Origin of the sequence: Olivibacter sp. SDN3 (assembly GCF_014334135.1) — a bacterium.
Lineage (GTDB): Bacteria > Bacteroidota > Bacteroidia > Sphingobacteriales > Sphingobacteriaceae > Olivibacter.
Map to the genome: position 1 here is coordinate 1,986,959 of NZ_CP060497.1, position 25,199 is coordinate 2,012,157.

20 protein-coding genes are annotated in these 25,199 nt (G+C 44.4%); 11 read left to right on the forward strand and 9 right to left on the reverse strand.

Annotated elements, in window-relative coordinates; translation table 11 throughout:
• Positions 1 to 2: 2 nt before the first annotated feature.
• Positions 3 to 386, reverse strand: coding sequence for a dihydroneopterin aldolase (folB, locus tag H8S90_RS08160; protein ID WP_187342065.1), 384 nt, complete (start codon positions 384 to 386; stop codon positions 3 to 5).
• Positions 387 to 530: 144 nt separating this feature from the next.
• Here folB and H8S90_RS08165 point away from each other — a divergent pair, with 144 nt between their 5' ends.
• From H8S90_RS08165 to H8S90_RS08180, 4 genes are all read left to right on the forward strand, one after another.
• Entirely contained in the window at positions 531 to 701 is a 171-nt protein-coding gene (locus H8S90_RS08165) for a hypothetical protein (protein ID WP_187342066.1), read from the forward strand.
• 117 nt (positions 702 to 818) lie between these two features.
• Positions 819 to 1,679: a glucose-1-phosphate thymidylyltransferase RfbA gene (gene rfbA / locus H8S90_RS08170; protein WP_187342067.1), complete on the forward strand. Its 861-nt coding sequence runs from the start codon at positions 819 to 821 to the stop codon at positions 1,677 to 1,679.
• A gap of 31 nt (positions 1,680 to 1,710) precedes the next feature.
• The gene (gene gmd / locus H8S90_RS08175) at positions 1,711 to 2,847 is read left to right on the forward strand and encodes a GDP-mannose 4,6-dehydratase (protein WP_187342068.1); all 1,137 of its coding nucleotides are present in this window, start codon (positions 1,711 to 1,713) and stop codon (positions 2,845 to 2,847) included.
• Positions 2,848 to 2,900: 53 nt separating this feature from the next.
• The gene (locus tag H8S90_RS08180) at positions 2,901 to 3,797 is read left to right on the forward strand and encodes an AraC family transcriptional regulator (RefSeq protein WP_187342069.1); all 897 of its coding nucleotides are present in this window, start codon (positions 2,901 to 2,903) and stop codon (positions 3,795 to 3,797) included.
• Here the strand turns inward: H8S90_RS08180 and H8S90_RS08185 are convergent.
• Genes H8S90_RS08185 through H8S90_RS08220 form a run of 8 tightly spaced genes read right to left on the reverse strand, consistent with a single transcriptional unit; the run spans position 3,788 to position 15,854 of the window.
• Positions 3,788 to 6,409 carry a glycoside hydrolase family 3 N-terminal domain-containing protein gene (locus tag H8S90_RS08185; RefSeq protein ID WP_222852258.1) on the reverse strand — a complete coding sequence of 874 codons (2,622 nt, stop codon included), beginning with the start codon at positions 6,407 to 6,409 and terminating at the stop codon, positions 3,788 to 3,790. The genes H8S90_RS08180 and H8S90_RS08185 overlap by 10 nt on opposite strands.
• Before the next feature lie 41 nt (positions 6,410 to 6,450).
• Positions 6,451 to 7,614: a glycoside hydrolase family 172 protein gene (locus H8S90_RS08190; protein WP_222852259.1), complete on the reverse strand. Its 1,164-nt coding sequence runs from the start codon at positions 7,612 to 7,614 to the stop codon at positions 6,451 to 6,453.
• 26 nt (positions 7,615 to 7,640) lie between these two features.
• Entirely contained in the window at positions 7,641 to 9,350 is a 1,710-nt protein-coding gene (locus H8S90_RS08195; protein WP_187342070.1) for a RagB/SusD family nutrient uptake outer membrane protein, read from the reverse strand.
• Between the two features lie 5 nt (positions 9,351 to 9,355).
• Positions 9,356 to 12,484, reverse strand: a complete 3,129-nt coding sequence (locus H8S90_RS08200; RefSeq protein ID WP_187342071.1) for a TonB-dependent receptor — start codon at positions 12,482 to 12,484, stop codon at positions 9,356 to 9,358.
• Positions 12,485 to 12,520: 36 nt separating this feature from the next.
• Positions 12,521 to 13,909: a sugar porter family MFS transporter gene (locus H8S90_RS08205; RefSeq protein ID WP_187342072.1), complete on the reverse strand. Its 1,389-nt coding sequence runs from the start codon at positions 13,907 to 13,909 to the stop codon at positions 12,521 to 12,523.
• Between the two features lie 18 nt (positions 13,910 to 13,927).
• Positions 13,928 to 14,299 carry a phosphomannose isomerase type II C-terminal cupin domain gene (locus H8S90_RS08210; protein ID WP_222852260.1) on the reverse strand — a complete coding sequence of 124 codons (372 nt, stop codon included), beginning with the start codon at positions 14,297 to 14,299 and terminating at the stop codon, positions 13,928 to 13,930.
• Between the two features lie 39 nt (positions 14,300 to 14,338).
• On the reverse strand, positions 14,339 to 15,292 hold the full coding sequence (locus H8S90_RS08215) for an ROK family protein (protein WP_187342074.1): 954 nt from the start codon (positions 15,290 to 15,292) through the stop codon (positions 14,339 to 14,341).
• 10 nt (positions 15,293 to 15,302) lie between these two features.
• Positions 15,303 to 15,854 carry a glucose-6-phosphate isomerase family protein gene (locus H8S90_RS08220; RefSeq protein WP_187342075.1) on the reverse strand — a complete coding sequence of 184 codons (552 nt, stop codon included), beginning with the start codon at positions 15,852 to 15,854 and terminating at the stop codon, positions 15,303 to 15,305.
• A gap of 321 nt (positions 15,855 to 16,175) precedes the next feature.
• Here H8S90_RS08220 and H8S90_RS08225 point away from each other — a divergent pair, with 321 nt between their 5' ends.
• The 7 genes from H8S90_RS08225 (at position 16,176) to H8S90_RS08255 (ending at position 25,181) form a co-directional block, all read left to right on the forward strand.
• Entirely contained in the window at positions 16,176 to 16,556 is a 381-nt protein-coding gene (locus H8S90_RS08225) for a RidA family protein (protein WP_187342076.1), read from the forward strand.
• A gap of 9 nt (positions 16,557 to 16,565) precedes the next feature.
• A complete protein-coding gene (locus tag H8S90_RS08230) occupies positions 16,566 to 17,573 on the forward strand; it encodes a 3-hydroxyacyl-CoA dehydrogenase family protein (protein WP_187342077.1) in 1,008 nt (335 codons plus the stop codon).
• Complete coding sequence (locus H8S90_RS08235) at positions 17,563 to 18,873, forward strand: aspartate aminotransferase family protein (protein ID WP_255501865.1); 1,311 nt, start codon at positions 17,563 to 17,565, stop codon at positions 18,871 to 18,873. Before H8S90_RS08230 ends, H8S90_RS08235 begins: the two co-directional genes overlap by 11 nt.
• A gap of 41 nt (positions 18,874 to 18,914) precedes the next feature.
• Positions 18,915 to 19,775: a 3-hydroxyacyl-CoA dehydrogenase family protein gene (locus H8S90_RS08240; RefSeq protein ID WP_187342078.1), complete on the forward strand. Its 861-nt coding sequence runs from the start codon at positions 18,915 to 18,917 to the stop codon at positions 19,773 to 19,775.
• A 197-nt stretch (positions 19,776 to 19,972) separates the two neighbouring features.
• Positions 19,973 to 21,064, forward strand: coding sequence for a dipeptidase (locus H8S90_RS08245; protein ID WP_187342079.1), 1,092 nt, complete (start codon positions 19,973 to 19,975; stop codon positions 21,062 to 21,064).
• Positions 21,065 to 21,071: 7 nt separating this feature from the next.
• Entirely contained in the window at positions 21,072 to 22,430 is a 1,359-nt protein-coding gene (locus tag H8S90_RS08250; RefSeq protein ID WP_187342080.1) for a neutral/alkaline non-lysosomal ceramidase N-terminal domain-containing protein, read from the forward strand.
• A 186-nt stretch (positions 22,431 to 22,616) separates the two neighbouring features.
• Positions 22,617 to 25,181, forward strand: coding sequence for a GH116 family glycosyl hydrolase (locus H8S90_RS08255; RefSeq protein WP_187342081.1), 2,565 nt, complete (start codon positions 22,617 to 22,619; stop codon positions 25,179 to 25,181).
• Positions 25,182 to 25,199: the final 18 nt, after the last annotated feature.

Below are 25,199 nucleotides of genomic sequence, written 5' to 3' on the forward strand. Positions count from 1 at the left end.
TATTATTTGTGCCTGCTGTCGTCTTTTTTCCAGTGCAGACTTACCGTCGCCTGTGTTATATCTCCGCCAAAGGGTGGGTTATTCTTTTTTAAGGTTACGTCGATTTCATCAATTGCGGGGAAGTCGCGTTGTATACGTTGCAATATATTGCCAACCACGGTTTCCAGTAATTTTTTAGGTACGGCCATTTCGTCTTTGGCCACTTTATACAAGCTTTCGTAATTGAGTGTATCTGTGAGTGTATCGTCCGTTTTAATAAAATCGGTAAGCGTACAGCTAATATCAACGAAAAATTCGTTCCCCAGAATCTGCTCTTCAGGGTAATATCCATGAAAGGCAAAAAAGCGTGCGTTTGTTAAAGCGATTTTTTGTTTAAAAGACCCCATCCAACAAACTTAAGCATTTTTTATAAAATCATTCTGTAGAAGATAGCGGTCAAATAGACGCCTGATAAAACATTTTCACTGTTCAATAGTTGTTAATACACTTAAAATACGATGAACCCGATTTAATAAAAAAACGATAAAGAGATGAAAAAAACACCATATATTTTTTGGCTTGCTGCCATACTTCTCCTTACCACCGTGAGTGGTTGTGATTTATTTGTTGGCGTTTTTAAAGGAGGCGTTTATGTTGGCGTTTTTTTGGTGTTATTAGTGCTTGCGCTGATCGTCTGGCTCTTGATGCGTATCAGGAGGTAAGTCTTGCTGTTAAAGTACTTATTCTGCCAAAAAATCAATACTTTTACTGCGGTTTTAATTTTAAAAGGATTTTTTTAACGAAGAGCGTTTTTTGTTCTTTCAATATAGAGGTGCGCAATGAAAGGTATTATCTTGGCCGGAGGTTCCGGTACCCGTTTACACCCACTGACATTAGCTGTTAGTAAGCAGCTGATGCCTGTTTATGATAAACCCATGATTTATTATCCCTTGTCAACATTGATGTTAGCGGGAATTCATGAGATACTCATTATTTCCACTCCTTATGATCTTCCCAATTTTGAGCGGTTATTAGGTGATGGTTCGCAAATTGGCTGTAAGTTCTCTTATGCTGTACAAGAAGAGCCCAATGGTTTAGCGCAGGCGTTTATTATTGGTGAAGAGTTTATCGGTGATGATAAGATAGCATTGATTTTAGGTGATAATATTTTCTACGCAGACGGATTGTCGAAGTTGCTGCAACAAAGTATAAATCCTGATGGTGGCGTAGTATTTGCCTATCAGGTTTCAGATCCGGAGCGATACGGTGTAGTAGAATTTGATGCCGATAAAAACGTACTATCTATTGAAGAAAAGCCGACAGAGCCAAAGTCCAACTATGCAGTTCCCGGTATTTATTTCTACGATAATTCGGTTGTGCGTATTGCCAAACAGATAAAGCCCTCGGCTAGGGGAGAATACGAGATTACAGACGTCAATAAGGCTTATCTAGCTCAAGAAAAATTAAAGGTGGGTGTTTTCAGTAGAGGTACGGCATGGTTAGATACCGGTACCATTGCTTCGTTAATGCAGGCAGGGCAGTTTGTTCAGGTGATAGAAGAGCGCCAAGGCTTAAAAATTGGCTGTATAGAGGAAGTAGCCTATCGGATGGGGTATATCGATGCCGAACAGTTGAAAAATGTAGCGAAACCCTTGGTAAAGAGTGGATATGGTGATTATTTATTAAGATTAGTAAAGTGATGCAAATCAGCGTATAAAAACGCAAAAAAAGATGAAAACAGCATTAATAACAGGTATTACGGGGCAAGATGGCGCGTATTTAGCTGAATTCTTATTAAAGAAAGGTTACGAGGTACATGGCGTAAAACGGAGAAGTTCATTATTTAATACCGATCGTATTGATCACCTGTATCAGGATCCACATGAGTCAGGGCGTAAGTTTACTTTGCACTTTGGAGATTTGACAGACTCCACCAACCTGATACGATTGGTGCAAGAGGTACAGCCCGATGAAATTTATAATTTAGCTGCCCAGAGCCATGTCAAAGTGAGTTTTGATACACCGGAGTATACCGCAAACGCAGACGGGCTTGGTACCTTACGTATACTGGAGGCAGTTAGGCTTTTAGGCTTGACAGAGAAATGCCGAATTTATCAGGCCTCTACTTCAGAGCTATACGGATTGGTGCAGGAGGTGCCACAGCGTGAAACAACACCCTTTTATCCTCGATCGCCCTATGCGGTAGCAAAAATGTATGCCTATTGGATCACGGTAAATTACCGAGAGGCCTATGGTATGTATGCTTGTAATGGTATTCTGTTTAATCATGAGAGCCCGATTCGTGGAGAAACGTTTGTTACCCGCAAAATCACGAGGGCGGTATCCAAAATTGCTTTGGGATTGCAGGATAAGTTATATCTAGGAAACCTTTCTGCTCAGCGCGATTGGGGGCATGCGAAGGACTACGTCGAGGCGATGTGGCTTGTATTGCAGCAGGAGCAGCCAGAAGATTATGTGATTGCTACCGGAGTAACCACCACTGTACGGGATTTTGTACGGATGAGTTTTGCCGAAATTGGTATTGAAGTAGAATTCAGCGGCAAAGATGCACAGGAAAGAGGGGTGGTTATCGATATAGATGAGAGCCGTTTATTGGCCTTGGATATTGATCCGTCGACCATTAAGTTTGGGCAGACGGTAGTAAAAGTAGATCCCGCCTACTTCAGGCCTACTGAGGTTGAGCTATTGATAGGAGATGCATCCAAAGCGCAAAAAAAATTGGGGTGGAAACCCAAACACAATTTAAAAACACTTGTAGCTGATATGATGGCATCAGACTTACATCTGATGCGTAAGGAAGAGTATCTCAAAAAGGGAGGTTTCAAAACGATGAATTATTTTGAGTGAGATCTCCTGAGCTAGCGTTTTTTTTCATTATATTAGTGTTTTTAACCTAATATATGAGTGAGCCGATTTTTCAACATATCTACTTGAATAATGAAGAATCCTATAATATTCTGAAGGTGAGGCGACCTTACTTTGTGGTGCCTTGGCATTTCCATCCAGAATTTGAATTAATGTATATACACAAGGGTGAAGGGACGCGTTTTGTTGGCGATCATATTGAAAATTTCGTTCCGGGCGACTTGGTTTTGGTCGGATCGAATCTTCCCCATTGTTGGAAAAGCAGTAGGCATCACCACGAAAGTAAAACGAATGGCACACAAAAAGCAGTTGCTGAGGCACGTGTATTATTGTTTAAAGAGTCTTGCTTTGGAGAGAGGTTCTTCGATATTGCCGAATTCAGTCATATCAAAGAGCTATTCGTTCGCGCTCAGCAGGGCATTTATTTTTATGGCAAGACACGTAAGCAGGTTGTGGAGTTGATTCATAAAGCCTATACACAGTCCGGCGTAAAGCGATTTCTATTATTTATTGACATACTTCATGAGTTAGCCTGTAGCCGAGACTATAAATCGCTTTGCAGTGTAGGTTATAAATCCATATCGTATTCTACCGACATGTTACGCTTGAATAAGGTATTCGATTTTTTAATGGATAATTATACCGAACCCATTAAATTGGAAGACGCAGCGGCAGAAGCCTATATGTCTCCTACCGCCTTTTGCCGTTACTTTAAGGCACATACCAATAAGACATTTATCTATTTTCTAAACGAGCTACGCATTGGTTTTGCCAAGGAACTGTTGATTGCTGATGAAATCAATGTAAGCGATATTTACCTGTCATGTGGATTTCAAAATGCATCGAATTTTTACGAGCAGTTTAAAAAAATAGTAGGCTGTTCGCCATTGCAATTTCGCAAACAGCATGAAGAAAAGAGCATCTATTGGTGATGATAATTCATCCGTGCATTTATCTGTTTTTTGCCGTTAACCTGAATAGAGGTCTCCTTAAATCCGTCGGCTGAAAACAGGAGTACATCGTTTTCCGCAGCTTTGATGGTGTATTTCCCTTGACTATCACTATGGGTAACTTCTCCTGACTGCAGTGCCGTAATATTTACACGAGCTATTGGGGTCGCCTGCACATCTCTTATTTCGCCCGTTACAGTGATTATCTCGCCGGCTTTTTCTGGTTGTTGTGGCGTTTTTTCATAAATGGAAGGGGTCTGCTGGTTATTCGCCTCCACCGTATTGTTCACAGCAATCGTTTTTTTAATATAAATATCTTTTGAAGAGCTTCCTATTTGGATTTCATATTCTCCAGACTCTACTATACGGTTCATATCGAGATCATATAAAGCCAGTTCATCTATAGGTACCTGAAGTTTAATAGTAGTAGTATCGCCAGAAGCTATTGCATACTTAGCAAAGGCTTTCAGCTGTTTTACTGGGGTAACGACAGAACTTACCAGATCTCTGACATATAATTGAACAACCTCTTTTCCGTCCATTTTCCCGATATTGCTGATCTTGACCCAAACGCTCAGGGTATCCGTTGGCAGTAATGTTTCTGCAGAAAGTTTAACATCCTGATACTGAAAAGCCGTATAGCTCAGACCATAACCGAAAGGCCAAAGGGGTTCAGGGTCGGAGAATACATAGTCTCGTCCAGGTTCACCTGGTTTCCCTGGTTTGTGGTAAAAGCCTTTGTCTGTAGGTAAATGGTTGTAATACACAGGGAGATGTCCTACACTCTGAGGAAAAGAAAAAGGTGTTTTTGCAGAGGGATTGGTTTTACCGAATAACATATCGGCAATAGCATCGCCCGCTCGTTCCCCGCCATACCACTGAATAGCGATAGCCGGTACATGTTTTTTGATCCAGGGAATGGCAAAAGGCCGGCCGGTTACCAATACCACTATGGTGGGTTTACCCTGCGCATATACTGCCTTGACGAGTTCCTCCTGTACACCGGTTAGCTGGAGTGACGATAAGTCGAAACCTTCACCGCTCGTGGCATTTGCGTAATCCCTCGCGAGAGAAGCGCTGGATGATCCAACAAACAATATGCTTACGTCGCTGATCTGTGCGGCCCTGATGGCCTGTTCAAACCCGCTGGTATCATTGCTGATCAGGTCACAACCTGTTGCATAATTGATTTTTGCCTGGCCGTCCAGCAGATCTTGAATTCCTTTCAGTGGTGTTACACCATGTTGATTGTCGCGGCTCCACGTATAATCACCGAACTGCACCTGATTGGCGTTGGGGCCGATGACTGCCACAGATTCGATGTTTTCCATTGATAAGGGCAATAAGTTGTTTTCATTTTTTAACAAAACAATGGATTCATCTGCGATTTCACGTGAAAGTGTTTGTGCCTCGGTGCGATGTACCAGCTCTTGGCTAGTTGCCATGTTTGCATAAGGATCTTCAAAAAGGCCTAATTCGAACTTGACACGCAATACGCGGGATACGGCTTGGTCAACATATTGTATATCTAGTTCATTTTTCTCTATTAATGTTGCCAATTCCTGAAAGCAATTGCTGGAAGCTTCCAGGTCCATTCCCGCCATAAGGGATTGTTTGGCGGCTTCAGCATTATCTTTTGCTGTCAGATGAAAACTTTTGAGCATTTCAACTGCCCCCCAGTCGGAATATACATATCCCTTAAAGCCCCATTCTTTCCGTAATATATCCGTTAATAGATATTTTGAAGCAGAGTTCGGAATATTGTTCCATGAGTTGTAAGAAGTCATCACCGCTTTCACGTCCGTATTTTTAACTACCATTTCATAAGGTTTTATATGGATATTCCGAACATCACGTTCGCCGCTTTCTACGGACGCTAAATTTAAGCCGCCGAGCGGAGCGCCACCGGGCCCGTAGGGTTTTAACATGGGTGCCACTCCATTGTCGATATAGCCTTTCACCTGAGCTATACCCATCTGCCCTACCAGCCAAGGGTCTTCCCCAAAGGATTCTTCCACCCGGCCCCATCGTAATTCACGTACAACGTCCAATCCGGGCGAGAGCGTTTGAATAACACCTTGCGCTTTTAATTCATCTGCAATGGCATGGGTCATGCGATAGGCGAGGTCTGTGTTAAAAGTGCTGCCTAGGGCAACGGATTGAGGAAAGATCGTTGAACCATCGTGCACAGAACCGTGGAGTGATTCCGAGACGGTAATAATGGGAATGCCAAGTCTCGTCTGCTCCACCATGTACTGTTGAATTTCATAAAATGCCTGTGCGCAGTTTGCGCTGGTAAGTGTAAAACCTTCTACGCACCCGTAACTTCTATCGCCTGCAGCTTCCTTTAGTTTCTCCAGATCAACTTGCTGTTCGTTATAAATTTGAAAGCCATGTAAATGGCTGAGCTGTGCTATTTTCTCTTCCATCGTCATGCGCTGAAGGAGGTCTGCTACCCGTTCATCGATGGGAAGGCTCGCTTTTTTATATAAAGGTTTTTCCTGCGCCTGCAAAGAAGATATTAGACCACAGCACAACGCTATAAAGAGGCTTAAACGGGGATACATGATTCGATAATTGTCCTTAGTTTTCATAAAAAAATGGAATAGCTTCATTGTTGTTGGTGCTCCTTGTTTTAGGGAATGGCTTGGTGATCGGTGTCGCGCATGCGGTACCAATCAACCAATTGATCCTTATGGGGTAAATCTTTCGCTAAGGGACTAGCGGTATCCTGATACCAATAGGCTGCGGAAGAAAATTTAAACTCTCTTGTCTGATCGGCAGGCCTTGGGTTGATAAAAGAAAAAGAAATACGCTCTTGAAACGCAATGGCATCCTGATCATGAAAACGGTACATGCTCACCATCGAGCGGTGCGGATCTTTGATCGGCACACCATGATAGGGACCATAAAATTCACCTTCCCTGAAGTACCAACCGCCGTTAAAATAGTCTTCCAGACCCGACCCAACGATAGTAGGTTTTGATTGATCTTTGGTGTCGATATAAACAAATTCGGGTGCTTCCAGGTAACCTAAATAATTTGGCAGCCAACTTTGCATCGATAAGCAACATCCAACGAAATGTCCGCGTCCTTCCACTTCCAGAATATTTAAAGGTTCGTATCCCGGATTGGTACCAGCACTATATAGGCAATGAAACCGACCACTGTTGGCCGGCAAGGTCTCTAAGGCATCGTAATTTGCATTTAAGAAAACACTGGACGACAAGTGATCGTGCAAGTTCTCTACTTCAATGCGAACTTTTTCAAAAGGCATTGGGAAATATGAATAAAATCCACCGCTGGACATACCGATGTAATTTGATAGGAAGTGTTTATATTCACAATGGCCAATACCGAAGAAGTCGCCTATAGGGGCCTCTACCGATGGAAAATCTTTCCCGTCCCAATAAATGCGAAGGATGAGCTTCTTGAGTATCGTCGGGTCTGGCCACCGTTCTTTGCTGAGATCCCAGTTTTCCCAAAACCAGCCCGAACAGGTCAGCCACAATCGGGTGATAATACCCGGATGTGCATAATCCGCCAATATGGCCTTCTCTCCGGGATTGATAATGGCGGCCTTTATTTTGGTGTCCTGATCAAATGTGGTGAATTGCCGGGAAACGCTGTCGCGGACGGTATAAAGGGGAGTAGGCCCCAAAAATGCTTGTGCCTTTTGCTGTGCTGTCTGCTCGGTAAACGCCGTCGGCGCGACCGCAAAACCTGCAACGGCCGCCAGTGCTTTCCTACGGGACATAGCTGCTGTCGGATCGTGTTGATTACGCTGTTTCTGCTTCATAATTGCCTATATTTGGTATCATCTTTTTAATAACCCGGGTTTTGTCCATTTGATAAATTGTCAGGACCTCCGTTTTGTGAGCGAATTACTTCGTTTTGGTCGAGCACTTGCTGCGGGATTGGAAAGAAGTAATTTTTGGGGGAGAAATTTCGTCTTCCCCCGGGCGCCTGCACCACAGTATATTGCCACTGACCGTTTTGCCTTTCGATCCGCATTGCATGCAGGCCTTCGCTATATATTTGCTCGGCGGTTTTCCATCGCAGCATGTCCCACCGACGCTTGTCTTCAAAAGCCAATTCTACTCGGCGCTCTCTTCGGATAACCTCGCGCATTTCCTGTTGGCTTAGCCCGTCCTGCAAAGGCGGTAAATAAGGATCTGCAGGGTTCCGTTCACGCACGCTATTTATGGCTTCATAAACAGAAGGATCCGGTCCGACGGCTTCGTTCTGGGCTTCTGCATAACTTAGGAGTACTTCCGCGAACCTAAAATAGTAATAATGTTGATTACTTGTAGCACCATCCCAATTATCCGCGCCTAAGGGAATATTGGGATTCATCCGTTTGCGTAAATTATAGGCCGTATTGGTCGCATCACTTGCATCAGATAAATCTAAGGCATTAGGACTATTTACCCCCAGACGCGTATAGATCGTATCATTATACCAATAAGAACCGTCATAAACGATCGATTCATAAAAGCGTAGCTCCCTATTGGCATATGGATTTTGGGGGTCATACCCGGAGGATGGATCGGAGATTGGTTTCCCATTGGCCATGGCATAGTCGTCAACCAGATCCTGCGTGGGATTGATTGCCCCCCAGCTGGTATGACCTCCATTTAGCGTATAAGGTGTGCCCATCAAGCCTGTTTCCCGTCCCCCTTTCAGTCGAGGAAAATATTGCCTGAAAAAAATACCTTCCTGGTTATTGTTTCCTTCCGGCAAGAACAGTGTTCCATATTCCGGATATAGCGCATATAAGCCCAGATCAATTACTTCCCGGTTAGTAGCGGCCGCTTGCAACCACCGTTCCGACAAGTTACCTTCATTATAGAGCGGACTGGCATAATAGAGCTCCACCCAACCTTTTAAAGTAAGTGCGGCACCCTTGGTTGCCCTACCCAGCTCATTGGTGTTCTGCAAAATCTGTGAGGCAGCATCGAGTTCATCGATAATGAAAAGCGCGGTCTCCTCGGCTGATGCCCGTGGTCTGAAAATAGCATCTTCCTGTGTAAGACGATCAAGGGGTTCGGTGATCAACGGCACGCCTCCATAGGCCATCCATAATATATGGTAGAAATAAGCACGAAGAAACCTGGCTTCTGCAATACGCGCGCTTTTGTATTCTTCTGGCAATTCAGCGCTTGTCACCTTATCAATAAATACGTTGCATTTGCGGATATGTCCGTAATTGGTATCCCAATAGATGTTGAGTGTTCCGGCGGGATATACGGCTGGGGTGTAGGAAGATTCCTGCTCGAGGTTTCGGGAAGAAGCCCAGCTAAAGCCCGACATGGAGTTGTCGCTATAATTTTCAAAGGGGTCTTCCCAATTGTTGCCGTCGGGTAAGTTATTGTAAATATCATTGAGGAAGAGGTCGGCCGTGCCGGCGTCTGTCCATATGGTGGCGTCTGATAAGCGATCCCGCGGTATAACTTCCAACTGCCTGTCACTACAGGCAGTGAGCCAAAGACTAGATAGGCTGAAGAAAAGCAAAAGGACTTTTTGATTGGTCATGATACTTAAAATTTAATGTTAACACCTAAGGAGAGCACCCGTTGCTGTGGATAAAACATACCGAAACTATCACTGATCTCCGGATCAAAATTCTTCAATTTACTCCAGGTCAATATATTTTGACCGCTTAAGTAAATTCTGGCGGATTGCATTTTCAGGGATTTCAACTGTTCACTGGAGAAGGTGTATCCCAGCTCACCTGTTTTTAAGCGTAGGTAACTGGCATTTTGCAGCCACCACGACGAATATTGTGTATTATTTGTGGTGGGTTGGGGAGTGACACGGGGGTTGGTTGCATGTGGGTTTTCGGGTGTCCAGACATCCAATGCGGTGACCGGTACAGAAGCACCGTTTGTAAAAGGCCAGGCACCTACATCGCCAATCCAGAAATCGCGGTTTGCTGCCCCTTGGAACAATAACGATAAATCAAACCCTTTATAGCGTATATTTGGCGAAAAGCCATAGATAATCTGTGGCACGTCGGGATAACCGATTGGCACCATATCGTGCTCATCAATTTGCCCGTCGCCGTTGGTGTCCTGGTATTTTAGGTCACCGGGATGGACCGGCCCCCAAGGCTGCCTGACCGGATATTCATCCGGATCAATCACATTATTTCCATTCAGGTCTTCTTCCACTTGGAAATAACCGAGTGCCTGATAGCCAAACTTGGTGCCTAACGGCCTACCGGTAACCCGGCGGCCGGGGTTGTTAAAGGTTGTAGAGGTTTCAAAGACCTGCACTAATTCATTTTTTGCATACGTGAAATTAGCTTGGATAGAGATGTGTAGATCATTTTTAAAAGTATGCATACCACCAATGCTCAGCTCCACGCCGTTATTTTTCATTTTACCCTCATTTACCTGCGCTATGCTGATGCCGTATTCAAAGGGAACGGTCACTTGCGGAGGGAGCAGCATATTGTTTCTTCGCTCGTAAAAATATTCTGCAGTAAATGTCAGTTGGTTGTTTAGAAAAGCGGCATCAAAACCAATATTTGTTTTTTGTGCTCTTTCCCATGTAATCATCGGATTAGGCTCAATGGTTTCATAGATACCTTGAGTAGGAATACCGTTAATAACAGCCGAGTTTCCATATAAGGTATAAGCACTGAGGTATTGGAACGGAGATCCGGCCAAAGCTCCCGATTCACCATAAGATCCCCGGAGTTTTAGATCGCTTATCCATGGTAGGCCTCTTTTAAAGAAAGCTTCTTCAGAAATCCGCCAACCTATCGAAGCCGAGGGGAAAAAACCAAAACGATGCCCGGGGGCGAAGTAGTAATTGCCATCATACCTGCCAGACGTTTCCAATAAATACCGATTATCGTAGTTATAGCTCAGGCGATATATAAAAGACCGTTGTTTAGCTTCCAAAGAGCTGCCACTGTTAGACATATCCGTTGGATCTGAACTACCGGCATCCAGTTCCGGAATATTGATGTTATAGTTGTTTCTGGAAGCAGCAAACATAGAGGTTCGGGTATTGCGCACTTCAAAGACCATTAAACCGCTAAGGTCATGCTTGCCAAAAGTGTTTTGATAGTTCAAATGGCCTTGATAAGTAAAAGCGTGTTCCTCTGCATAATCTTGACTATAGATGGGCTTCGCAGGGCCATCATTTCCCGCCTCTCGGTATTCGTAAGGTGTCTGCGTCGTGTCTACCGTATAATAAGGCATAGGCGTTCTCCATATCTTGTTAAGTGTTGGACTCAGGTCATAAGCGACTACCCCTTTGATACTTAGACCTGGTATAAAGGGTAATTGTTGTTCAATGGTTAGCTGGTTGAGTAAAACATAATCGCGGAATTTGCGGAAACCGCTATTAAATATAGCACCGTAAACCGTGCGTCCTTCATACTCCCCCGCCAAGCCGCCGGGATACACCAAGGGCGCGATAGGCGGCGTCCTAAAGGCCTGTGAGAAAATATTGCCTGCTCCGGTAGATTCCACACCAGGATAATTGTTCTGTTCTATTCTTCCATTGATCGAAAGGTTAATTTTGGTAGTAGGCGTGGCCTGCGCGTCTATTTTTGAAATCAGGTTATATTGATGCATATTAGTAGTTTCCCACATACCGCCTTGATATAGATAATTCAGTCCCACGTAGTAATTCACTTTTTCTGCGCCACCTGTGAGTTGTAAGTGGTGATTGGTCATCGGCGAATTCGGTGTAATTAATTCCCTTAAGACATTATGATCAGGGTAGCGTATAGGATCTGAACCTTCACGGTACATCTGCAGGTCATAACTAGAGAAGCGGTGGGGTTGTCCTACATTGTCATTGGCCATGTTAAACAAGGTCGCATATTGGTAAGCATCAGCAAATTTGGTTAGTACCGTCGGATTTTGCCAGGCAAAATATGCATCATAAGATAATGTGGGCGCACCCTTTTGGCCTTGCTTTGTTGTCACGAGAACAACCCCATTTGCGCCTGCCATGCCGTAGGGTGCTACGGCTGCGGCATCTTTCAATACGCTTATAGAGGCGATACTATGTGGATCCAGTCGTGAAAAATCGCGAGGAATACCATCTACAATCACCAGAGGCTGTGTATTTCCCGTGGTACTTACCCCTCGTATAAAGAGACTGGACATATCGGCTCCAGGCTCGCCGCTGTTCTGTGTAAAAATAACGCCGGGTACTCTTCCTCCCAAGCTATTGCTTAAATCAGCAACCGGTTTTAAGGCGATGTCTTGGCCCTCCACAGCAGAAACGGCTGCAGTGACGGAACTTCTCTTTTGCGTGCCATAGCCTACAACTACTACTTCATCGAGATTTTCAGCAGACGCTTGCAAGGCCACAGAAATTTCCGTGTTACCATTGATAGGAACTTCGCGCGTAACATAACCGATAAAGCGGATAAGCAGGGTGTCATTGGCTGCGGTCGTCACAGTATATTGTCCTAAAGAATCGGTTGTTACCGTCCTGTTTTTTTCTTTAACGGAAATGGATACACCCTGAAGTGGTTGTTGGGTCTCCACGTCCGTAATTATTCCCTGTATGGTCAAATCCTGCCTTGAGGCGTTGGCCCATATTGGATTATTATAGCTTATGATCCAAAAAAGGCATAGTAGTCGAATGCTCCGGCAATATTTGGTAAAATTAGTGCAATGCGGTTCTTTCCTTTTCATGTTTTTTGGGGTTAAGGTTAAGCAATGAGCTATTTGTTAATGTGTATGCATATAGGTGTCTCCGGTTTCTTCTAAGGATTTTCCTTTAGTTTCGATTAATAGTCTGATACAGATAAATAGATTAATGGTACTAAATGCGGCAAACATCCAAAAAGTAAAAGCCGGGCCGACACGCTGGACAAGCCAAGGGAAGAATTGGCCTACGATCCATACAGACAACCAGAGAAAAAAGGTACAGCAAGCTACGGCCTTCATGCGTATTTCGTTCGGGAAAATTTCATTGATCAATATCCAGGTTATCGGACCTACAGACAAAGCAAAGCAGGCAATAAATAATACGAGCATCAGCAATAATAGCCAATTGTTTGTTTGGTTTGTGTGGAAGCAGTAACCCGTCATTATCAAAGCCGAAATCATTCCCAATAGACCAATGATGAGCAGCGGCTTTCGGCCAATGCGGTCAGCTTGCTTAATTGCTATCCAGGTAAAAGCAACATTAACGAACCCAATAATCACCTGTGCCTGTAAAGCATTATTCGTTGTAAGTCCAGCTGTATTGAAAATTTTAGGTCCATAATAGATAATTGCATTAATTCCGCTGAACTGCTGTAGGATACACAGGGCAATACCGATCAACAGCGGTGTACGCATGGAGGGGGTACGAACCGTCATTTTAGCTCTTCGTCTTTGCGCGTGCGTAGCTGTGATGCTTTGGTACAAGGCATCAGCGGTAGTATCTGGATATAATTTGTTTAAAACGGAACGTGCTTTTTGTAACTTATCGTTCGCGATGAGCCAACGGGGACTTTCCGGTACCCGTAGAATCAAGAGAAAAAAGACAATAGCCGGTAAGCCCATAACCAAGAACATACTTCGCCATACTTCTTCTTTAAATAACCAATGAAAGACACCTGTGCCATCCGGTATTGATGTAGACATTGCTAAAAGCCATGCATTGGAGAAATAGGCCATAAGGATACCTAGTGTGATAGCGAGCTGGTAATAAGCAATTAAGCGACCTCGGGCTCCGGCAGGTGCAAACTCAGCGATGAACATCGGTGCGACTACAGAGGCAATACCAACACCAATACCTCCGATTAAGCGGTATAGCGCAAGTTTGTTGGCGGAGTCTGCCCAGCCACAGCCAATGCTCGATAAAAGAAACAAGAAGCTGGCCAACAACAGCATCTTTTTCCCTCCCCATTTTTTGCTTGAGATCGCAGAAGTTAGCACGCCAATGATTGCTCCTACCAGACCGCTACTTACAAACCAGCCTTCCATCGTTGGACTCATCCCGAACTGCGTATGTATAGGTGTTATCGTTCCCGAAATGACTGCCGTGTCGAAACCAAATAAAAAACCCCCTATAGCAGCCGTTATACAAATACCCGTTACACGGGTGGATTCTTGTTTAGTAGTGGCCATTACTTATTTTTTAGCTGCTTACCGCTTATAGTCATCTGCATAACGCGTAATATCATCCTGTTGCCAATTACCAAAGGCAACCTCCAACACCCGGATAGGCTGGTTGCCCCGGCAGGTAAGTCGGTGTTTTGAATGGGCAGGAATCCATAGCTCGTCACCGGTCATGTACGTTCGCTCTTCATCGCCTATCTGAATTAAGGCATGATCATCCAGAACAATCCATAATTCACTGCGGTAGCGGTGTGATTGTAAGCTTAGTCGTTGACCAGGCAACACTGTCATTAAACTCACGGTGCATGCTTCATTATGGGCAAATTGTTTAAAAGATCCCCATGGTCTTTCAACAAACCTTACCGGTGGTTTTACGTGTTTTTCTTTTGATGTATCCATGTTCATTGTATTAAAATTTGATTTTTTGGTTCACTTTATTTATGGGAGGCAAGTGTTTGCATTCGCTTTAAATAATAAGGGTGCACCCATGAGCGCAGCTGTATCAGGAAAATGGGCCGTACGTATTTCAGGTCCTCCCCAGGGGCACCAGGCTCTGGCTGCTATAATCGATTGTAAATAGGGTACTACCAGTTCTTTTACATGCATCATACCACCACCAATGATGACGATTTCCGGATCATAGGCGTGGATGAGATTAACGATACCTGCAGCCCAGGCATCCAGACATTGATTGCCCAGCAAACGAGCCAGCTCATCTCCTTCCTTACTAAGCTGAAAGAGCGTTTGCATATTCAACTTGTCGGATTTTTGTAGCATACTTCTCTCAAATAAGGGGTGTGCTTTCACCAGTTTTTCAATAGTCCAGTTGGAAGCAGTAGCCTCCACACAGCCAAACCTGCCGCAGCTGCATCGGTGCCTTTCATTTTTATAATCGATGATAAAGTGCCCTCCCAAAATCCCGGCTTGGAAATGTTTCCCACGCAAGATTACATTGTCGAGGATAACTGCGGTTCCTATGCCTGTCCCCAAAGTCGTCATTACCATGTTGCTGCATTTCATGCCTGCACCATAATACCACTCTCCCAAACAAGCCATACGGGCATCGTTCTCCAGCTTCAGAGACATACCTAGTGATGTCTTGGCCCATTCCAACAGACCGAGGGAAGGTGCATCCTCGTATTTTGAGCTCGTGCCTATGATGCGGTTTTCATCGGTGTCTACCAAGCCGGGGAAAGCCAAGCTTAGAAAAGGAACATCATTTAGCTGTGTTTCTTGCTTCATTTCGGTGATCTGTATTTCCAATAGCGGGAGTAGATGACGCAACTCCTTGTTATTTTTGGTTTCTGTAATCCGTAAGGCCTTTAATTTTCCATCCGATAGCAGACCAACTTTAATGCGTGTGCCCCCTAGATCTATGCCGACAATATTCATCCTGGCCCCTTTAAAGCTTAACCAATTGTGGAACATTGTCTACTTGGAAGATTCTGCCTGAGAAACCATGATGAGCGATCCCCTCGTAATCATAACCGGCATCTGCTGGCCAACAGGCACCAAAACTCAACGGTTCGGTAGAAGTGTTGATGGTTCGGTGAGCCGTATGCGCTGGGATATAGTGTAAACTTCCCGGGTACATCCGTTCCGCCCGGATATTTCGCTTACGATCCATCAGTAGCAATGCGCCTTCCCCTTGAATACACCAATAGTATTCCGCTCGGTCACCCCTAGCATGAAAATGTCCCCGTGTCATGAAATATTCTGTAGCTATCTGACCAGGCTCTATGATCGTCGTTCCAAAAAAAAGACCTCCCGGAGTACCTTCGGCCACAGGTTTATATAAAGTGACCCGATATATCAGTTGGTCTTGCGGCATGTCGAGCCTAGCCTCTTCATTTTTAAACAGGTTGGTCAGATCAGCTAAATACGTTGATTTCGTAATAACTTCTTTTCCCTTTAAAACATCAACGCTAAAAGTTATGGCTGGTTGTTGAAGCATATTATTAAATAATTAGGTTATACTTTTTTTGGTTCTCCGGTTATCGGTTTACGTAGCCTTTATACAGATATAAGCACCTGATAAGACAAAGTTAGGCGGCTTTTGAACGTTTCTGTTTCATCTTTCTTTTCCAAATTGTACGGTATTTTAGCAAGAAAGACACTTGGTTAATAGTTTTGAAAAGGCCGCTCCGCTGCTTTCGGTGCTATTGAAAAATAGTATCAGAAATAGAGATAAATGTAATAGATAAGGGTTGCTAAGCTCTTTACCTTTGTCATATCACCCCTTAACAAAGACTTTTAAAGATTAAAACAGCTCATAATGAAACAAGCCATACATCACCCTAAACGCGCAGCGCACTTTGTAACGGGGGCTTACTCCGATGGTATCGTTGCAGGAGATTTTTTGTTCGTTAGCGGACAGGCCGCAGTTGACTTTTCAAGCTCTCGCTTCATATTAGGAACCATTGAAGAAGAAACAGCACGCACAATGGAAAATATACAAGCAATAGTTTCGGCAGCGGGGGCAAACATGGACGATGTGGTGAAGTGTACCGTTCATTTAAGTGATATTGCTGATTTTGATAGATTCAATGAGGTATACAGTACTTATTTTTCTGATATAAAACCTGCACGGACCACCGTTCAATCGGTATTGGATGAAGGCATAAAAGTAGAAATCGATTGCATCGTCAAACTATAAAAAAATCGAATGACTAGTATAAAAGAGCAGGTAACTGTTGAGCAAATACAGATAGGTATAGTGGGATTAGGTTTAATGGGCTGTAGCATCGTGGTTTCATTATTAAAAGCGGGTCATCCGGTAGTTGCTATTGCTCCGGTGAAGGGCGAAGAAATAACCGCAGCCAAGCGTATCTATGAGCATTTGGAATACGCCAAATATGACGGTTTATTGGATGCGTCGATCGATTCTTATTTAGGGAAGCTGATGATCTCTACAGATTACAACACATTGGGGAAATGCGCTTTAGTAGTAGAGTGTGTAATAGAGCGAGAAGATATTAAGCAAATAGTATACGATAAGGTAGCGTCAATTGTCGCCAAAGATACCATCATTGCCTCCAATACTTCAGCAATTCCTATTAGTCGCCTTCAGCAATATATTGCCGTTCCTGAGCGGTTTTTGGGAGTACATTGGGCAGAGCCAGCCTATACTACTCGTTTCTTGGAAATTACCTGTGGGCAAAAAACGTCTTTAGCAGTGGCTGAATGGGTTTATCAACTGGCCGGAAGTTGGGATAAGGAACCTACGTTATTGCAGAAAGATATCAGAGGTTTTATAACCAATCGACTCATGTATGCTGTTTATCGCGAGGCTTTGCATTTAGTGGCAACTGATGCGACCTGCTTTGAAGATGCCGATAAGGCGTTTCGGTATGATTTGGGTTCATGGATTACCTTAATGGGCCTTTTTCGCCGGATGGATTTCTTGGGCTTGCAAGATTACGCTTTAATTTTCGAACAACTTTTTCCGCTACTATATAATGGAGAGGAGGTGCCTGGGGTGATGGAGCGGATGGTGGATTTAGGCGCCAAGGGCGTGCAGAATCTCCGTGGGTTTTATTCCTATGACGAAAGTCAAGCAAAAGCTTGGATAAAAGCTTTTCATGCATTCAACCAAACCATATATCAACAAGCGGCACAGTATCCAGAAAGCAGACTGGAACATGTGCTGGCCAGTAATACCTATGATGGATAAAATAAGATATAAACAGTCGGCTATGCTGCTCCAACGGGCAAAGAAAGTGCTTGCCGGGGGCGTGTCATCCGAATTTAGAAAGTATAATCATCCGCATGCCCTTTTTTATACCCATGGAGAGGGGAGTCGCATATGGGATGTTGATGGTAACGTATATATAGACTTCACGTTAAGTCAGGGACCACTTTTGCTGGGACATTCCCATCCGGGGGTATTGGCTGCCGTTGCTGCATATTCAGCACAGGGGCAATTATTTGCCGGCCAGCATATCAAAGAAGTGGAGTTGGCGGAAAAGCTAAATGCCTTAATCCCCTCGGCTGAATTGATTCGGTTTTGTTTAGACGGTTCAGAGGCTGTGCAGACGGCTTTGCGGGTAGCCCGTTCAAAGACAGGAAAATCCAAGTTTTTGCGGTTTGAGGGGCATTACCATGGATGGTTGGATAATGTGGCTTATGGTATCAGTGCAACTGGAGTAGAAGCAATGGGCTCAAGGGAGAAGCCAAGGGTCACCCCTTGGTGTGCCGGCTTGGCAGCCCAAAGTCGCGATGAATTTATCTTGCTGCCATGGAACGATTTATCATTGTTGGAAGCTATCATAAAGGAGCGGCACGACGAACTGGCGGCCGTGATAACTGAGCCTATTATGTGCAATAACGGATGTATTTTGCCAGTACCGGGTTTCTTGGAGGGCTTACGTGCACTTTGTGACACCTATCAAATTGCCTTGATTTTTGATGAGGTGATTACCGGATTTCGTTTAGGTTTGGGAGGGGCGCAAGAACACTTCAGTATTCAACCCGATCTCGCCATTTTCGCAAAAGCAATTGGCAGTGGATATCCGATCAGCGCGGTTGTGGGAAGACAATCGTGGATGGCGGAAATAGAAGAGGGCCGGGTTATTCATGCCGGTACCATGAATAGTAGCCATGCAACCGTAGCGGCGGCATTGGCAACCATCGAAATTTTGGAAGAAGATCCCACCGTATATGTTCGGCTCTTTCAATTAGGAAAACAGTTACAGGAGGGCTTAAAAGAAGCTGCACGAGACACGGGGCATAGCATGCTGGTGCAGGGGCCAGGACCTATGCTACATACTGCTTTTACCGATTTATCATGTATCAACGATTATCGCGACACCCTCCAGACCGACGGGTCCAAGTTAAAGGCCTTTATAGCTGGCTTACATGATGAAGGTATTCGTGTGATAGGCAGAGGTTTGTGGTACATTAGTGCCGTTCACACCGAAGAAGACGTGAAGCAGGCCATTGAGGTTGCACATCGTGTATTAAGTAGGCTGTAGCGTAAAGAAATTAATTATATGAACATTTTTAGCGGCTTTTTATGAAAGATATCCAATTGAAACAGCATTCCGTTATGGTCATTGGCGAGGGTAAATTGGCAGACAGCATAGCTGCATGTCTTCAGGAGAAACATGCCTTATCACGCTGTACATCGGCTGTAAACTTACCGCTCTCTATAGCTGAAGAATTGATCATCATCATTACGGCAGACCATCTTGAGCAGAAAGTCGATTGGATAAACGGTATACAGGAACGTATTCATCGAGATGCTTTGCTTGCAATTAATCTGGAAGCCATATCCCTTCAAGCTTTGCAGGAAAAAGTGAGCTATCCCGAGCAGTTATTAGGTTTGAATTGGGTTTATCCTGCAGATACGACCTTCTTTTTGGAAATTATCCGTAATAAATCTACGCGTGAAGGAGCTGACTTGCTGGTGCATCGCTTAGCGAAGCAGTTTTGGAATAAAGATCCTTATGTGGTACACGCCGGGTTTAGTATCCGTGCGAGAATGTTTGCCGCTATGGTTCGGGAAGCCTTCTATTTGGTAGAACATCAGTATGCAGACATTCAGAGTGTAGATAGAGCCTGTCGGAATGATGCCGGGTTTTACCTACCGTTCGCTGGGAACTTTCGTTATATGGATCTGATGGGACCTTATGCTTATGGCGTTGTGATGAAAGAGCTTAATCCGGAGTTGTCACAAGAACGGCAATTGCCCAATTTTTTCCAACAATTGTTGGCTAAAGGGGCATTAGGGATGGCCCATGATGAAGGATTTTATTCTTATGGCGACGGTGAAGCGGCCCGATGGAAAACGCTATTTGCTAAATTCAGTAAAGAAATTCAAGAGATTATTCAGCGATATCCTTTTACAAGGGAAGATTTAACGGAAAAGTCATGAACCCTATCAGGGTTAAATAACGTTATTCGCAGCGCTGTTTGTTTTAATCCATAATCCGCATTAGCTCATGAAAATTCTGGATGTAAGCATAGGGCAATGACTAATTTAATAACGGATTTTTAATTTCGCTTTTGTGTTCATGAACCTTTCGGGGTTTTAGCAAAGACTCCGTCTGACAAATAAAAGCATATAAACAGATGAAACGATTAATCATAGATGCCCATTTGGATTTGGCCATGAATGCCATAGAATGGAACAGGGATCTTTCCAGACCTTTGGAAGAGATCCGGCAACGGGAGCTAAATATGCCTGATAAGCCCGACAGAGGTAATGGTACCGTTTGTTTTCCCGAATTGCGCCGAGGTAAGGTAGGGTTAGTGGTAGCAACACAGTTGGCCCGTGTAGCATCTCCCGGCAGTAAATTTGCCGGCTGGCATTCGCCCCAGCAGGCTTGGGCGATGACACAGGCACAATTAACCTGGTATCGTGAAATGGAGGTATTAGAGGAGTTGGTGCAGGTGACGGATCTTGCTGGACTTGAACAGCATATTGATTTATGGAACAGCGAGGCTATCCCAGATGAGCAAAAACCAATCGGTTATATATTAAGTTTGGAAGGCGCCGATTCTTTGGTGAATATCGATTATCTTTACAAAGCGCACGCCGATGGTTTACGGGCAGTGGGGCTGTCTCATTTTGGTCCGGGAAGGTATGCACCGGGAACGAAGGCTGTTGGGCCTATTACGAGTGCGGGCCTACAGCTCCTTCGTGAAATGGCAAAGCTCCATCTCATACTAGATGTAACCCACCTGACCGACGAAGGCTTTGAGCAAGCGATCGACCTCTACGAAGGTCCTATATGGGCCAGCCATCATAATGTCAGGCGGTTTGTTCCCAACCAACGGCAGCTAACGGATGACCAGATCAAAAAGCTTGTCGCACGTGGGGCGGTCATCGGCGGGATGTTAGATTGCTGGGCGATGGATATACGGTTTATTGACGGGATATCAGATCCCTGGCAGTTGGATATTAAGTTAGCCAAGCTTGTGGATCATTGGGATCATATCTGTCAGATAGCAGGAAACTGTCATCATATAGGTGTCGGAAGTGATTTAGATGGTATTTTCGGTACGGAGCAAGCGCCTTGGGATATGCATTCTGTGGCAGATTTACAACAATTCGAAGCTATCCTCAACAGTCGTGGTTACAAAGAAGAAGATATTGATCATATTTTTCACGGAAACTGGCTTCGCTTTTTAAAGCGAGCTTGGTCCACCGCCGATGCATAACTAATATATGGCTAGAAATACATTGCGGGCAGGAGCCGCTCAAGTAGAAATTACGCCTCCCTTAGGAACCCTTATCAATGGTGAATTCACTTCCCGTTATGCTACCGATATTGCAGATCCGCTCTATGCAAAAGCGCTCGTATTACAGGATTCACAAATGACGCTCGTATTGGTCATCGTAGATATCTGTGCTATGCAGCGTGATTTGCTTGATGAAATAAAAGAACGCATACAGGCAGAGCTAAGGATACTACCAGCGCAGACACTCATTGCCAGCACGCATACCCATGCAGCAGGTTCGGTAGCCGACTTATTAATGACCCCGGTTGACTGGGCATACCGATTACGCCTGCCGAATTTAGTCCTGAATGCCGTGAAACAAGCATTTCAGGGCATGGTCGAAGCACAGGTTGCCTTTGGCTCCGCACATGTTCCGGAACATGTGGTATGTAGACGTTATCGTATGCGGCAAGGGTATAAGGCCCTTAATCCGGTAACCGGCACATTGGATGACGTAAAAACCAATCCTTTTGGTGACGAAGAAGCAATTGTTGGACGGGCTGCCGAGGTGGATACCGAAGTAGCCTACCTGGCGGTAAAAACTATAGACAATCAATGGATCAGCCTGATCGCCAATTATTCCCTGCACTACGTAGGCGATTGTGAAAGAGGTACGATCAGTGCTGATTATTTTGGGTATTTTTCCCGTGAGCTCAAACAGATGTTTAACACCGGTCAATCGTTTGTTGCGATGATGAGCAATGGTACCAGTGGAGACGTTAATATCTGGGATTTTATGAATACTAACCGATATCCTGAGGGGAATCATGAGAAAAGCCAGTTAATTGGTAAGGACATTGCCGGGGCTGTATATCGGTCGCTCGAAAACGTTAACTGGGAAACCTCGGCATCCTTAGCCTGTGGGTACGAAGATGTCTCCATTCGTTCGCGCAAAGCCAATGCGCAGGAATTGCGAAAAGCCTTGGTAATCGTGCGCCAAACCGATTATGAAAACCTTTCCTTAGACTTATCTGGCATTATAAGTATCTATGCTCGTGAACAGGTTTTACTATCCAACTTTCCCGATGTAGTGCCTTTTCCTATACAGGCATTTCGGATAGGTTCGGGTGTTATCGGTGCTCTGGGTGGAGAGTTTTTTGCAGAAACGGGTTTGCAACTAAAAAAAGAATGCCAGGGAAACTATTTCACCATTTGTTTGGCAAATGATTACGTTGGTTATGTCCCTCCCCTGCATGAGTTGGAAAAAGGGGGTTACGAAACCTGGCGTTGCCGTACCAGTAGACTGCAGGGACAGGCAGAAGCGCTCATCAGCGAACGTTTGCAGACAATAATCTCCAGTCTTTAATGTACATCAACCACACATGTACTCCAGAGATTTCGCTTTTAGCAAAATTGAATTGGTTTTGAGGCCGTGTCTGCAACAGGCCATCTTCGCCCCTTTTTTTGAAAGATAATACTGCTTTTATAAATGAAAATAGTAGCAATAGCTACTTAATAGCAACTACTTTTACAGTAAAGGATTAAGGGTTATATGCAAGAATCTAATAGGCGAACGTTTATAAAAAAATTGGCGTTGGGAGGTGCCGTCATCTCCGCAGTGCCACACCAGCTAATGGCTGCTAAAACCGCAACTATATTTGACAAAAATAGTGGTGGGCATAAAAAACTTTTTCGCACTTCTTACACAGGCGAACAGTTACAAAGAATAGCTTTTCCGATAGGCGGTATGGGAGCGGGCATGTTTTGTTTAGAAGGTACAGGGGCGATTTCTCATCTATCGATTCGCCATCGTCCTGAGATGTTTTTTGAACCGTGTGTGTTTGCTGCTATACGCATTAAAGGAAAAAAAAACGGTACAAGAATATTGGAACAAAATGTTCCGGCCTGGAAGAAATTTGGACAAAAGAATGCTGCTCTAGGAGGTACAGACGGCAGTCACTGGGGGCTTCCAAGATTCCGGCATGCCGCATTCGAAGCCCAGTTTCCTTTCGCATCCATCACCTTAACCGATCCGCAAATGCCCCTTGAAGTATCGCTGAAAGGGTGGAGCCCGTTTGTCCCATCTGAGACAGACGATTCGAGCTTGCCGGTTGGTGCGTTGGAATACACTTTTAAAAATATGGGAACGGAGCCGGAAGAATATATTTTTTCGTACAATGCGAAAAACGTTATTGCAGAACCAAAGGGTAATTCTTCTATCCGATCAAATAATAATGGTTTTACACTTTCTATGGACGGCATTGATGATAACCCTGAAAAGCAGGGTTATTTTACTGTTTACACGGATGATGAGGAACCTGTTGTCAAACATGCTTGGTTTCGTGGTTTTAGAAGAGACGCGCTATCCATGCTATGGAAAACACTTGGTGAGGATGAAATAAAGACCACTGCTGCTCTGGCCACAGATGCTCCTGGGGCGTCCTTGTTTATTCCATTTAAGCTGGCGCCGGGAGAGCTAAGGACCTTTAAGTTAATGTTTGCCTGGTATTTTCCAGAAACCGTCTTGCGGGAAGGTGACTCACATCCGGCTTATACCGAGCAGCAGACATCGGTAAGTGGGCCGAAATATTATAAGCCATGGTACAGTGTGCAATTTAAAAACATTGATGAGGTGGCTCATTATTGGAAAAAAAACTATGTACGATTATATGAGCAGAGTACCTTATTTAAAAAAGCCTTTTTTGATAGTACACTTCCAAGTGAAGTTTTAGAGGCGGTATCAGCCAACCTTTCTATTTTGAAATCGCCCACCATTCTCAGGCAACATGACGGCCGTTTATGGGCTTGGGAAGGTTGTGGGGATGACGTGGGTAGTTGCTGGGGTTCCTGTACCCATGTTTGGAATTATGCGCAGGCATTGCCGCATCTCTTTCCAGATATGGAAAGGAGCTTTCGGGAAACCGAATTTCATGAAAATCAAGATGAAGAAGGGCATCAAGGCCATCGGGCGAATCTACCGATCAGTCCGCTCCGATACAATTACCATATGAAAGCGGCTGATGGGCAATTAGGCGGTATCATGAAAGTTTACCGGGATTGGCGTATCTGTGGTGATACAGCATGGCTCAGGGCTATCTATCCAAAAGTTAAAGCCAGCATGGATTATTGCATACGCGTTTGGGACCCAAAAAAATTGGGCGTGATGGAAGGCGATCAACTAAACACCTACGATCAAGCTTTCTGGGGGCCGAATGGTATGTGCATGAGTATTTATTTGGGAGCACTAAAAGCTATGATTTGCATGGGGCGTTTTTTTAAGGATGATGTTCGCATTTACGAAGGGATTTTTGAGAAAGCAAAAGCTTATCTGGAGCAGCATCTTTTTAACGGAGCATATTTTGTGCAAGAAATAAACTGGCCCGGTTTAACAGATAAAGCAGAAAAAGGTGATCCCCGCTTCGTTGGGTCTTATACCGCAGATGAGCTGGAGATTGTCAGAAAAGAGGGGCCAAAATACCAATATGGCGACGGTTGCTTGTCTGATGGTATTTTAGGAAGCTGGTTATCTGAAGTTTGCGGACTAGGAAATCCTGTCAATCCGGAAAAAGTAAAAAGTCATTTACTTTCTGTTTATAAATACAACCAAAAATCAACTTTGCACAATCATGGCAACACACAGCGAGCCACCTATGCAAATGGAGAAGAGGCAGGTTTGGTGTTGTGTTCCTGGCCCAAGGGAAACCGGCTTTCCTTACCCTTTTACTATTGCGACGAAGTTTGGACGGGTGTAGAATACCAAGTAGCCTCTCACCTCATTTTTACGGACCGTCTGGAAGAAGGATTGGAAATTGTAAGAGCCTGTCGTAGCCGGTACGACGGTAGTATAAGAAACCCCTTCAATGAATATGAATACGGGCATTGGTATGCACGGTCGCTGTCGAGCTATAGTTTACTGCAGGCCTTAACAGGTATACGTTATGATGCGGTAGATAACACCTTGTTTATTGATTCCAAGATAGGCGATTTTACCGCTTTTATTGCGACAGCCACTGGATTTGGCCAAGTACATTTTTTTGATGGAGAACCTGCGCTTCAGGTGTTTTACGGTGATATCGTGGTAGAGAAGATTGTCATTTCGGGAAAGGAGATGGCGTGAAAGGTAAGCATGGGGCGG